General features: G+C 33.2%; 14 protein-coding genes. 9 read left to right on the plus strand and 5 right to left on the minus strand.

Annotated features, from left to right (window positions below; genetic code table 11):
- The 4 genes from PHC28_RS08520 to PHC28_RS08535 all read left to right on the plus strand — a co-directional run.
- On the plus strand, positions 1-192 hold a 192-nt coding region (locus PHC28_RS08520; protein ID WP_300098710.1), incomplete at its 5' end, for a hypothetical protein.
- A 23-nt stretch (positions 193-215) separates the two neighbouring features.
- Positions 216-569, plus strand: coding sequence for a hypothetical protein (locus PHC28_RS08525; protein WP_300098713.1), 354 nt, complete (start codon positions 216-218; stop codon positions 567-569).
- An 81-nt stretch (positions 570-650) separates the two neighbouring features.
- Positions 651-1,436, plus strand: coding sequence for a hypothetical protein (locus PHC28_RS08530; RefSeq protein ID WP_300098716.1), 786 nt, complete (start codon positions 651-653; stop codon positions 1,434-1,436).
- Positions 1,437-1,443: 7 nt separating this feature from the next.
- Positions 1,444-2,643 (plus strand): hypothetical protein, encoded by a 1,200-nt coding sequence (locus tag PHC28_RS08535; RefSeq protein WP_300098719.1) that lies wholly within the window; start codon positions 1,444-1,446, stop codon positions 2,641-2,643.
- Positions 2,644-2,777: 134 nt separating this feature from the next.
- Here PHC28_RS08535 and PHC28_RS08540 read toward each other — a convergent pair whose 3' ends face one another.
- From PHC28_RS08540 to PHC28_RS08550, 3 genes are all read right to left on the minus strand, one after another.
- The gene (locus PHC28_RS08540) at positions 2,778-3,311 is read right to left on the minus strand and encodes a DUF4136 domain-containing protein (RefSeq protein ID WP_300098722.1); all 534 of its coding nucleotides are present in this window, start codon (positions 3,309-3,311) and stop codon (positions 2,778-2,780) included.
- A gap of 19 nt (positions 3,312-3,330) precedes the next feature.
- Positions 3,331-5,313 carry a urocanate hydratase gene (locus tag PHC28_RS08545; RefSeq protein WP_300098725.1) on the minus strand — a complete coding sequence of 661 codons (1,983 nt, stop codon included), beginning with the start codon at positions 5,311-5,313 and terminating at the stop codon, positions 3,331-3,333.
- Positions 5,314-5,376: 63 nt separating this feature from the next.
- A complete protein-coding gene (locus PHC28_RS08550) occupies positions 5,377-5,562 on the minus strand; it encodes a DUF5522 domain-containing protein (protein ID WP_300098748.1) in 186 nt (61 codons plus the stop codon).
- Between the two features lie 28 nt (positions 5,563-5,590).
- Between PHC28_RS08550 and PHC28_RS08555 the strand changes: the two genes are divergently transcribed.
- Entirely contained in the window at positions 5,591-5,923 is a 333-nt protein-coding gene (locus PHC28_RS08555) for a hypothetical protein (protein ID WP_300098728.1), read from the plus strand.
- A 3-nt stretch (positions 5,924-5,926) separates the two neighbouring features.
- Here the strand turns inward: PHC28_RS08555 and PHC28_RS08560 are convergent, their stop codons facing one another.
- Positions 5,927-6,766: a hypothetical protein gene (locus tag PHC28_RS08560; protein WP_300098731.1), complete on the minus strand. Its 840-nt coding sequence runs from the start codon at positions 6,764-6,766 to the stop codon at positions 5,927-5,929.
- A 611-nt stretch (positions 6,767-7,377) separates the two neighbouring features.
- Between PHC28_RS08560 and PHC28_RS08565 the strand changes: the two genes are divergently transcribed.
- The 4 genes from PHC28_RS08565 to hemL all read left to right on the plus strand — a co-directional run bounded on the left by PHC28_RS08565 (position 7,378) and on the right by hemL (position 12,303).
- Positions 7,378-9,156 (plus strand): T9SS type A sorting domain-containing protein, encoded by a 1,779-nt coding sequence (locus tag PHC28_RS08565; protein ID WP_300098734.1) that lies wholly within the window; start codon positions 7,378-7,380, stop codon positions 9,154-9,156.
- 90 nt (positions 9,157-9,246) lie between these two features.
- Positions 9,247-10,152 carry a 1-aminocyclopropane-1-carboxylate deaminase/D-cysteine desulfhydrase gene (locus PHC28_RS08570; protein WP_300098737.1) on the plus strand — a complete coding sequence of 302 codons (906 nt, stop codon included), beginning with the start codon at positions 9,247-9,249 and terminating at the stop codon, positions 10,150-10,152.
- Positions 10,145-11,011: a glucosaminidase domain-containing protein gene (locus PHC28_RS08575; RefSeq protein WP_300098740.1), complete on the plus strand. Its 867-nt coding sequence runs from the start codon at positions 10,145-10,147 to the stop codon at positions 11,009-11,011. Before PHC28_RS08570 ends, PHC28_RS08575 begins: the two co-directional genes overlap by 8 nt.
- 5 nt (positions 11,012-11,016) lie before the next feature.
- Positions 11,017-12,303 (plus strand): glutamate-1-semialdehyde 2,1-aminomutase, encoded by a 1,287-nt coding sequence (hemL, locus tag PHC28_RS08580; RefSeq protein ID WP_300098743.1) that lies wholly within the window; start codon positions 11,017-11,019, stop codon positions 12,301-12,303.
- A 61-nt stretch (positions 12,304-12,364) separates the two neighbouring features.
- Here the strand turns inward: hemL and PHC28_RS08585 are convergent, their stop codons facing one another.
- Positions 12,365-12,814 carry a hypothetical protein gene (locus PHC28_RS08585; RefSeq protein ID WP_300098746.1) on the minus strand — a complete coding sequence of 150 codons (450 nt, stop codon included), beginning with the start codon at positions 12,812-12,814 and terminating at the stop codon, positions 12,365-12,367.
- Positions 12,815-12,851: the final 37 nt, after the last annotated feature.

The raw sequence follows: 12,851 nt of genomic DNA on the forward strand, positions 1-12,851 counted from the left end.
AACAATAAATACATACAATTGGGCAAACGGAAAGATTTTGTGAAAATTACGGATCAATTGAAAATTCTTTTTGATGTTAATGTAGAGAACAACGACACCATTTTTGTGGTACTAAAACCCAGTCGAGACGATTTTAGAAAACTGCTTCGATTAGACGGTTTTGAGTATGAAAAAATGTATTATTTCAAATAAAATAACTTCTAAATTTTACAAAAATGAAAAAAATAATAATGCTTGTTTTCTTGTTTGTTTGGAGTGCAAATTATGCTCAAAGTCAGGTAAAAACGGATTCGATTTCAAAAGAATCAAAAATAAATATCAAAGCAGATTCGAATTCCCTCAAAGGAATTTCTGTTGATACATTAGACAGTTTTATGGTAAAAAAAACACCGAAACCCGAAATTACGGTTGTCAAAAATTATTTGCAACCAAAATCAGATTCCTATTTTAATATGGTGGTTTATGTTGTAAAAAAACAATTTCAGGACAGCCCAATTATTTCTTGGATATTTACGGTTGTAATTATTTTTTGGTTTTGGAGAATAATCAAAAGATTTTTTAGAAAATAGCTATATTCAAAATACGCATTTCTTCGTATTTCCCGTTGTTCCGTCTATTCATAATTTTGGAAAGTAATTAAATCTAATTTTATGAAAAACAGAAAACTACTTCTTATTCTTAAAACAATCTTTTTGGGTTGCTTATTTGTTTCTTTTTCGGCAAAATCTCAAATCCAATTTGGATTAAAGAAAGTAAATGTTTTTACGGACATTTCATATTCATCACCAGAAAAAGAGATGAAAAATTTCTACACACTTGGTGATTTAATGAAATTTTATATTGGTGCCGAAGTTCCTTTTTTGGCTGCAAATTACAGTAAAAAGAGCACAACAGGCTTGAGCGTTGCGGCATTATTGGATCACGAAATTGCCAATTTTTCCAGTAATAATTATTTGTCGGAAGGACTTAATGCTAAGATGACTTCTTTAGGAATTCGTGTGAGACCATTTGCCAATATGGCTGTTTATTCGCCAAAAGGAAAAATTGTTGACGGGTATTATATAGAAGAAATAACTCATAAAGTAAAAGGAACTGACGAATTTGGTAATTCAAAATATTCTGAATATACCACAACCGAAAGTACGCCGATTTGGAGTGACGAAGGAGCCAAGTTACTAGTAACAATGTTTCTGTCAGGATTGTATTTTGATTACGGAAAAACGAATTTAGACTTAATAGAACATCCGTTTAACGATGTGAATAGAACGGCTACGATGTACAGTTATGGCTGTTCACCATCATTAGGAACAGGAGGAAAAGTTACTATGTTTATAGATTTAGGAATCCGTCATTATAAATGGATAAACAGTTTGAATACAACATCTGGAATTAAAACCTGGCACATAGGTTTTGGAGTTGGCTTTAATTTAAAATAATTGAAAAATGAAAAAACTATATTTTGAGCTATTTTCAATAATTATAATATTGGTTTCTTGTACGCCAACGGATCATAATTCAAACATCCAAAATCCAAGTAATAAAGTTCCGCATTTAATCGAAGAAATAAATGGTTGGCACGTTCTCGGAGGACAAAGAATACCATTGAGTGTTGGCGAATTTCCAATGCAATTGCAGTATGAAAACGGACATTTGACGCAGTCTTATAAAGGAATGTTTTATGCAAATCCGAACAACACGACTTATGATTTTGCCCGAAGTAATATACAAGGAGATTCAATTTTTTGCAGAAAAACATCTTTTGAATACAATCCTTTTTTTTACAAAGAAGCTGATGTTTCGGATGTTAGATATGGAGTTTATATGCAAACAGGGTTAAACGGGATTGGTCCAAGTGAGTTAGATACAAATACACAAATACATACTTTTACGAGTAATGTTACACGTAGTTACAAGTTTTCGAACCCCAATTTGTTTATGTATTATGATGCAAATATTGCAGGAATAAAAGCGTACAGAATTGGAACCAATCAGGTTATTGATTTGTCAAGTAATGTGCTTACAACCTTTTCAGATTTAACTTTTAAAGGAACTTTAGATATTGATGAAACCTATTGCAAAGCCAACCCAACTCATTTGAAAGCTTATTATGCAAGTAATAATAATGGGATTAGTTATTATGGACATTCTGCAAACTATGTAAGTATTTATTCTGTTGACGATACAAATAAAACAGTGTTTAGAGATTCTACTTCTGTTTACAGATCCCAAGCTACAGGTTCAGATTATAAGGTATCTTGTAATGATGCTAATAATGTGTATTTTTTCTTTAGTAATTATACCAATGCAAAAACCACATCAAGTGATGATAAAAATGTATTGTTGTTGGTATTTAATAAATCAACTCAAAAAATAATTCAAAAAAAATTGATTGCTCAATTTTCTGAAGCAAAAGAAGTTGTAATTATTCCAGCAAAGAATCAATTGTTTATAAATACAGGAACAGCAAAAGTTTTTAAAATAGATTTGTCGAATTATGCCATTACTGATATTTCGCCCTCCTATCTCTCAGGGACCAATAATTCGGTAGCACTAACAACAGATGGAACTAAATTATATGCAACTGTGGGTTCTGCTTATAAACTCAACCCACCCGCTGTAACTAACGTTGTTTATTTTGAGTAAAATATTTTATCCAAACCTATCCGTAGAATCAATTTCTTATGTAATATATGGATATAAAAAACCGCAACAGCAATGTTACGGTTTTACAATTTGGTATGAATATGTGAAATTGAACCCAACGGGTTAAAAAATATTTACTTCTTAGTTGGTGGATATTGAGCCAATATTTTAGCAACAAATTCATTGATTCGTTCTTCTTTTTTTGAGCGATTCTGGGTCAAATAACCCACGCCTTCACCTTCCCAAACCAATTCTTTTTTATTAGCATCAATTAAATCAATATAGAGAGTTCCTTCGGTTGAGGTGTTTACATAATTTCGTCCTCCCCATAAATAAGGATTCCAACCCCAGCCCCAGCCATAACCCCATCCAACATTAAATTGGGATACATCAACTTGTTCTCTCTCTTTGGTAAAAATATTGATTAACAAATCGGGATTTTCACTTTTGGTCATTCCTTTTTTGCTAAGTTCTAAATCAATGGCAGTAAGAATTCGTTTCTTGTCCATTTCTGAAATTTGAACTTTATCAATGCCTTTTCTATGAAAAGCATAGGTTTTGTATTGGCTAAAATCGACACCTTTATCAAAATCAGAGTACACACTTACTGAGCTACAAGAACTCAATACGAAAAGTAGTAGAATGGGTAATAATTTAATTGTTTTCATATTTTTTGTTTTTAAAAGATTAAACTTGAAACAAATTTTCGTCAACAATATTGGGAAGGGTAACTTTCAATAGTGGTTGAATGTTCATAGCCCTTTTTATAGCGAAAATAGCTCCTTCATTTCGAGCCCAACTTCTTCTGGAAATTCCGTTGTTGACATCCCAGAAAAGCATTGATTCTATGCGTTTTGAAGCTTCTTTTGTACCATCAAGAACCATACCAAAACCACCGTTTATAACCTCGCCCCAACCAACGCCTCCACCATTGTGAATGGACACCCAAGTGGCACCACGAAAACTGTCTCCAATCACGTTTTGTATTGCCATATCGGCAGTGAAACGGGAACCATCATAGATGTTTGAGGTTTCTCTATAGGGTGAATCTGTGCCCGAAACATCGTGATGATCACGACCTAGAACAACTGTTCCAATTTTTCCTTTGGCAATTGCTTGATTAAAAGCTTCTGCAATTTTCATTCTTCCTTCAGCATCGGCATAAAGTATTCTAGCCTGCGAACCCACAACCAATTTATTTTCCTGAGCACCTTTTATCCAATGAATATTATCTGCCATTTGTTGTTGAATTTCGATTGGAGAATTATTCATCATTTCTTCCAAAACTTCGCAGGCAATGGTATCTGTTTTTTGTAAATCTTCGGGGTTTCCAGATGCACAAACCCATCGGAAAGGACCAAAACCATAATCAAAACACATTGGTCCCATAATATCCTGCACATAACTTGGATATTTGAAATCAATGTTATTTTCGGACATAACATCAGCGCCAGCACGAGAAGCTTCCAAAAGGAAAGCATTCCCGTAATCGAAAAAGTAAGTTCCTTTTGCAGTATGTTTGTTGATGGCATTGGTGTGACGTCTCAAAGTTTCTTGTACTTTTTCTTTGAATAAATCAGGATTTTTAGCTATCATTTCATTAGCAGTTTCAAACGAAATGTCTGCAGGATAATAACCACCAGCCCAAGGATTGTGAAGTGAAGTTTGGTCTGAACCCAAATCGATATGAATATTTTCTTGGTCGAATTTTTCCCAAACATCCACAACATTTCCTAGGTAAGCGATGGAAACAATTTCTTTATTGGCTTTCGCCAAAGTAACTCGTTGCACCAATTCGTCAATATCTTCAATGACTTCGTTGATCCAACCTTGACTGTGTCGAATATGCGTAATTTTAGGATTTACCTCGGCACAAACTGTGATGCAACCTGCAATATTTCCAGCTTTTGGTTGTGCTCCACTCATTCCGCCCAATCCGGATGTGACAAATAATCCACCTTCGGGACTGGTTTTTATTTTCCGAAAACCATTCAAAACGGTTATCGTGGTTCCGTGAACAATTCCTTGTGGGCCAATATACATATAACTTCCAGCGGTCATTTGACCATATTGTGAAACACCAAGCGCATTGAATTTTTCCCAATCGTCAGGTTTTGAATAATTCGGAATTACCATTCCATTAGTCACTACAACTCTTGGAGCGTCTTTGTGAGAAGGAAATAATCCCATTGGATGACCTGAATAAATCGTTAGAGTTTGCTCATCGGTCATTTGTGACAAGTATTGCATTGTCAATAAATATTGAGCCCAGTTCTGGAAAACGGCTCCGTTTCCGCCATAAGTAATTAGCTCGTGAGGATGTTGTGCTACAGCATAATCTAGATTATTCTGAATCATCAGCATAATGGCTTTTGCTTGTTCACATTTTCCAGGATAATCTGAAATTGGTCTAGCATACATTTTATAATCAGGACGAAAACGATACATATAAATGCGTCCGTAAGTATTTAATTCTTCGGTAAATTCCTGAATTAATTCAGCGTGATGTTGAGGTTCGAAGTAACGAAGTGCATTACGAAGTGCTAATTTTTTTTCTTCAATTGAAAGAATTTCTTTTCGTTTTGGAGCGTGATTTATTTCTAATTTATGTGGTTTTGGGAGAGGTAATATGCTTGGAATTCCTTCTTGAATCTGTTCTTTGAAAGTCATAATTATTTTGTTTGTTGATTCGATTATTAGTTAATTTGGTATATTATCACATTTTCAAATTTCCTAAACACTTCTTTTTTTAATTTCTCCTGTTTTTTTGTCAAATCCATAGGGACAATGACGACAACCACTTTTGCAGCAATACCCTTTTTTTAGATGGTATTTCTCGGTGAAACATTTATAACCTTCGGGCGTATAATAAAAATCTTCGCCTTCAATTAATTTATTTTCATTACTTTGCTCGTTCATAACTACAAATTTATATACTTTATAACGAATGTTTCTTATTGTTGCCAAATATTTAATACCGAAAGGATATAAAGGATTGACGGTGTTTCCGTTTGTGTTTGTAAAATATCCATTGGATAAAGAAAATAAAGTTTTAGTAAATCACGAATGTATCCACTTGCGTCAACAGATGGAATTGTTGCTTCTTCCTTTTTTTATTTGGTATCTCCTTGAATTTATAATTCGGTTGATACAATTCAAAAATATTGATTTGGCATATAGAAACATTAGCTTTGAGCGAGAAGCTTATATTAATGAAAAAGACCTTTACTATTTAAAGCAAAGGTCTTTTTGGGATTTTTTGAAATATATAGTCTTGTGAAGATTATGGATATTCAACGAAAGGATTTTTAATGGATATATGAAAATCCATTGAAAGTCCTCCAGCATCACCAGAATAAGTATCAGTTCCTGAACTGGAATCTCTCCAAATACGGCAAATTAATATACTTGAAAAAGTTTTCCCAGTTGCATCAATGCCTACATTGCCAGAAGTTAAATCTGTTAAAAGATGTTTATTAGCTGTAAATGGTCCGTTTACAATAACTGAACTTGTAGTAGCTGCAGAAAATGTTCCGTCGATATTAACCCAAGAATAATCCAAGTTCCATTTCATATTTCCTGATGCACTTGATCTAGGAACCCAGTGAATATGCGGATAAATAGTTGTTCCGTCTTTCCAATTATGAGGTAATTGAAGGGTAAAAGACATTGCTTCTACTCCTTGACCATCTCTAAAAAACCATATTTCAGGACCAGATATGCCTGTTAAACTTCCTAATTGTGCTGAATTTGATCCTTTGTCAATAGTAACTCTTAGATCATCCTCAATGTCGGCAGAAGTATCACCTGCTGCAAATTTTATCCAAACGGATCCGTTCCAAAAATAATAACCTGGAGTAACGTTATTTGGAGTTGTTCCTGCAGTAGCAGTGTTGTAAACTATTGTTCCTGCTATTGGGACTCCGCCTCCTTGTGGGTTTATTACGGGGGTAGATGCCGCAATTGATGTTAGTGCAACTTGTGGAGGTACAAAACCATTTGTTGAAGAATTAATTTCAAATGCCCCTCTGGGGGTTGTAGTTCCAATACCTACTTGCGAATTTGCATTAAAATGTGACATTATTAGGAATAAACATAATGTCAATAGGCTATTTTTTTTCATAATTGAAGAGTTATAGATTTGAGATATAACAAATAATCAGTACGAATTTAATATAATTTATTGATATTGATTGTTTTTTTTACATAATATGATTTAAATTATACAACATATTTTAGACTAAAGGTAAATTTATTCGGTTAATGGTTGGATTCGACTTTTTACAGATAATATATCTTACAATTTTTTTATTGATTTTTATGCTGATAATTGCTTAAAAATGTACGAATATTAAATGAGTATTTTTGCAATTCTTTTTTTTTCTTCTAATTTTTTTGTCAGCTATACACTTTGCAGTAAATTTTTCCTATGCAGATTATTTAGAACTTTCTATAGGTAATTTGAATTCTACCCGTGATATTTGGATGAAATCGTTGAACCCATTTACATTAAGAATATTAATCTATTTTATTTTAATATTCAAAGCTCTTTCAATAATTAATTATTGTAATACAAAGATTATAAAATATATAAATATTGCATTTTATCGATAAAAAATGTATTTAATAGATTTTTTGTAAAAAAAAATGATTAAATTTATTGTGGCTTTCAGATGAAAATAATTTCAAACTGCTAGAACAAAAAGAGTTGGGTATAATTAATATCTTAAAATTATGAACTCAAAATTACTTAAAAAATCATTAGTACTTATTGCTGGATTTTTGTTCCAGTCACTAGGAAATGCGCAAGATATGTTTGTTACAAATAATGCTAGTGCTTATGTTTATGCAAGCAACCAATTTGTTTATGTTAAAAATGCAATAGAATTAAACGGAACCAACAGTAATTTTTATTTAAGAAATGATGGTCAGTTATTGCAAGGGACCACAGGTGCTGGAGCTAATATTGGAGTGGGTAGTTTGTCTGTTTTTCAAGAGGGAACAGTTAGTAATTTTCAATACAATTATTGGTGTTCTCCAGTAGGAAACATTGCTTCTTCAACATCGATAAATAATCCTTTTGGAATTTCTCAATTGGGAGCTCCAACTACAGAAACAGCAACTACAGCGGCAACTATTTTGGCATCCAATATTTATGATGGTACTGCTTCTCCTTTTGCAATTGCACCTTATTGGATCTATAAATTTATTGTTAATAGTTCTTATTCTGATTGGGTACAAGCAGGTTCAGGCTTAACAATAAATCCTGGTGAAGGATTTACTATGAAAGGTTCTTCTGGAACAAATACAACTACAGTCAATGGGGTTCAAAATAACCCTGATGGTAAACATCAAAGGTATGATTTTAGAGGAAAACCTAATGATGGTACTATTGATATTCCTGTTCTTGTTGGCGAACTAACATTAACTGGAAATCCTTATCCCTCAGCAATAGATTTACAGGCATTCTTAGTAGGAGAATTAAATTGCACAGGTTCTGCTTATTTCTGGGAGCAGGACAAGATGATAAATTCTCACTATATTGCTGATTATAGAGGCGGTTATGCAACTTATACAGCTGGTAATATATATATTCCTGCTGTTTTCTATTCCTATGACGGATCTGGTGGAGAAATAACTTCAATAACTAGTCCAGGTAATATTTATGAAAGAAAATATTCGCCAATTGGGCAAGGTTTTATGATTGAAGGGTATGCAAGTGGTAATGTTCAAATGAAAAATAGTTATAGAGTCTTTGTAAAAGAAGGAGCAGCTAACTTGTCACAGTTTGAGAAAAGAGCCAACAATAAAACCATTGCTACAACAAATGTAACACCACAAATCAGATTTAATACTTTATTAGACAACGGACCAATAAGTCAAATGGTTCTAGCATTCGATCCATTATCTACTGATGATGTTGATAGGGCTATGGATGCGGCATCGCCAAATGATGGGCCAGCAAATAATTATTTTGTAATAAATGGGAATGAGTATGTTGTAGATGTTGTTCCTTTTGATATTGACAAGAAAATTCCAATTGGTTTTAGAAATTGGGCTCAAGCTAATTATAAAATCACAGTGAATCAAATGCAAAATATTCCTGAAGTTACCAATGTGTACTTACACGACAAAACGACTAATTTATTTTACGATATTAAAAACAGTTTTTATGATTTAACATTGCCAGCTGGAACTTACAATACTCAATATGAAATTACATTCAACAATGGTACTTTGGGAGTGGATACAATGGAGATCGAAAATCAAAACTTTATCGTGCATCAAGATAATGCAAGTAAAAATTTGATAATTGATAATCCTTTACAATTAGAAATCGCCACTTGCAATTTATATGATGTTGTAGGAAGGTTGATGTTTTCTAAAAATCAGTTAGGAACCGATACATCTTACACTTTTCCAACTTCTAATTTAAGTGATGGAATTTACATTGTAAAATTGACTACCAGTGACAAAATTGAAATGGGTAGAAAAATTATTGTAAAAAACTAGTTTATTAGTTATCTACAACCTTATTGCAGTAAACAGTATGCAAATAACCAATCATTTTGTGTTGTATATTTGCAGTAAATACAATTTGTTTTGCAAGAAGTACCAACCCAAGAAATAAAATTAAACTCAAATAATGTCTCCGTTTCCATAAGACGAGAGGATTTGATTCATCCAATTGTATCTGGAAATAAATTCCGAAAACTTAAATACAATCTAGTTCAGGCAAAAGCTGAAAATCAGGATACACTTCTCACCTTTGGTGGTGCATTTTCTAATCATATTGCAGCAGTAGCTTTCGCCGGAAAAGAAAACGGTTTCAAAACCATTGGTGTAATTCGTGGCGATGAATTGGAAAGTAAAATATCCGAAAATCCAACATTGAAATTTGCTCAAGAATGTGGAATGCAATTCGAATTTGTGACTCGTGAAGACTATCGCCACAAAACCGAAGCAAACTTTCTGGAGAATTTAAGACAAAAATTCAACAATTTTTACCTAGTTCCCGAAGGAGGAACCAATGAATTTGCCGTCAAAGGCTGTGAGGAAATTCTAACTAATGGCGATTCTCAGTATGATTATGTGTGTTGTGCCGTTGGAACAGGAGGAACAATTTCGGGAATCATAAACAGTATTTTACCACATCAAAAAGTTTTGGGATTTCCAGCCCTGAAAGCTGATTTTTTAAAAGAGGAAATTCGTAAATTTGTCCAGAATGAGAACTGGGAATTAATTACGGATTATCATTTTGGAGGTTACGGAAAAGTGAACTCGGAATTAATTGCTTTTATAAATATGTTTTATGAAGAGAATAAAGTTCCTTTGGATCCTATTTACACAGCAAAAATGGTTTTTGGAGTTAATGATTTGATTCAAAGTGGATATTTTTCAGAAAACGCAAAAATTTTACTCATTCACACCGGAGGAATTCAAGGAATTGCAGGAATGAATCTGAAACTGAAAGCCAAAAAATTACCAATAATAGATTTCAATGATTAGAATAAGTATACTATTAATAACACTCCTGTTTTTCGTAAGTTGTCATACGAGCAAGTCAGTAATTCAAACAACTAAAAAAGGCTCGAAAACCTATGATTCAGAGGTGAGAACCACAAGAAAATCATCATCTAAAAAGGCAAATGAAAATACAGCTAGCACAAAAAAATCACAAAACAATACTCCAGAAACACAAGTTCTAGAAGCAACAACTCGTGTAAAAGTTACTAATAAAATGATTTTGGAATACATCGAAAATTATAAAGATGTAGCGCAATCCAATATGAAAAAATATGGAATTCCCGCAAGTATAATTCTAGGTCAAGCCATTTTAGAATCAGGATCAGGAACTGGGCCATTGTGTGTTCAGGCAAACAATCATTTTGGAATAAAATGCCACAAAGATTGGTTGGGAGAAAGCATAAAATATGATGATGATACTATTGACGAATGTTTCAGAAAATATGATAATCCTTATGATTCTTTTCGTGATCACGCTCTTTTTTTAACTGCTGGTTCACGATATTCCCAACTTTTTAAATTGAGCAGAACCGATTATAAAGCTTGGGCCAGAGGACTTAAAGATGCCGGTTATGCTACAGATTCTCAATATCCAGCTAAATTAATTAGTTTAATCGAGCGGTTTCAATTGTATCAATATGATAGTGAATATGGTAAAAATGAAGTGGCAGAAAGGAATAAACCTAATGATTATCAACAAACGGATTTATATGTAGTTTCAAAAGGAGATACTTTGTATTCTATTTCGAAAAGATATAATATTCCAATTGAAGAGATTCGAAAAAAAAATAAACTTTCAGACAATTCAATTTCAATAGGACAATCAATAATTTTAAAATAAAGACGATGTTATATCAAAGAAGTAGTCAGCTTTTTGCTGAAGCAGAAAAAGTGATTCCCGGAGGTGTAAATTCTCCAGTTCGTGCCTTCAAAGCTGTTGGAGGAACTCCAATTTTCGTTAAAAGTGCCAAAGGAGCTTATTTAGTTGACGAAGATGGAAATAAATTAATTGATTATATCAATTCTTGGGGGCCAATGATTTTGGGTCACGCTTTTCAACCAGTTGTTGATGCTGTAATCGAGAAAGCAAAATTGGGAACTTCTTTTGGAATGCCAACAGAAATTGAAACAGAAATTGCTGCATTAGCAGTTTCGATGGTTCCAAATATCGATAAAATTAGATTCGTAAATTCAGGAACCGAAGCTTGTATGAGTGCCATTCGTCTAGCTCGAGGATTTACTAAAAAAGACAAATTCATTAAATTTGCAGGTTGTTATCACGGTCATTCAGATTCATTTTTGATTCAGGCAGGAAGCGGAGCCATAACTTTTGGTTCTCCAAACAGTCCAGGAGTTACTGCCGGAACTGCCAAAGATACCTTGCTAGCAAGATACAATGATTTAGAAAATGTTGCAGCTTTAATCGATGCCAATAAAAATGAAATAGCAGCTATAATTGTTGAAGCTGTTGCGGGAAATATGGGTTGTATTCCTCCAAACAAAGGATTTTTAGAAGGCTTACGCCAATTATGTACAGACAATAATATTCTCTTGATTTTTGATGAGGTAATGACGGGTTTTAGACTTGCAAGAGGTGGAGTTCAGGAATTGTTCAATATCAAAGCAGATATTGTTTGCTTTGGAAAAGTAATCGGTGGTGGTTTGCCTGTGGGTGCTTTTGCTGCCAGAAATGAAATAATGAATTTTTTAGCACCTCTTGGACCAGTTTATCAAGCGGGAACATTGTCAGGAAATCCTTTGGCAATGGCTGCTGGATTAGCAATGTTGCAAGCATTAGATAAAGAACCAGCAATTTTTAAAAGATTAGAAGAAAAAACGGCTTATTTAGCTGCTGGAATTGATAAAGTTTTAAAAGCTAACAAAGTTGATTTTACAATCAATCGCATTGGTTCAATGGTATCCGTTCATTTTGCAGTTGAGCCAGTTGTTGATTTTCAAAGTGCTGCCAAAGGAGATAATGAAACCTTCAAAAAATTCTTCCACGGATTATTGAAAGAAGGAATTTATATTGCGCCATCAGCTTATGAAACTTGGTTTATTACAGATGCTCTTTCTTACGAGGATTTAGATTTTACTATTCAAGCGATAGATAAAGTTTCAAAAACTTTTTAATTTTTGTAATTATTAGTTGAAAAAAAACTTCCAGTTGAGCTGGAAGTTTTTTTTATAATTCTTAATTGTGATCAGGTTTTCTGTCGTGTTTTCTTTCCTGAAATTTTTCTTGATGTTTTTCTTTTAGATCATTCCATTTTTCAAATTGTTCTGGCGATAATATGCTTTTCATTTTATCTTTCATTGCAATTTGTTCATCGAGCATTTTGTTTTTCATTTCAAAACGTTCGTCAGCAGTGGGCTTTTTCCCCTCATCTTTCTTTGCCATTCGTTCTGTTTTCATAGATTCCCGTTTGGCACTTTTCTCAACAATAATTTGTTTAACTTGTTCTTGCTGTTTTGCATTCAAGTCAAGTTCCAGTGTCATTTTTTTCAACATCAACTGGTTTTGCTGTTCAGGAGACATTTTTTCCATCTCGGATCTATCGGGTCTGTTTCCCATTTCTTGTCTGTTTTGAGCAAAACCTGACATTCCAACAACAAGTAAAGCTGCAATCATTAATTTTTTCATTTTCTTATTTTTTTAAGTTATGGTTATAAGACTTGAA

Origin of the sequence: Flavobacterium sp. (assembly GCF_028712645.1) — a bacterium.
Lineage (GTDB): Bacteria > Bacteroidota > Bacteroidia > Flavobacteriales > Flavobacteriaceae > Flavobacterium.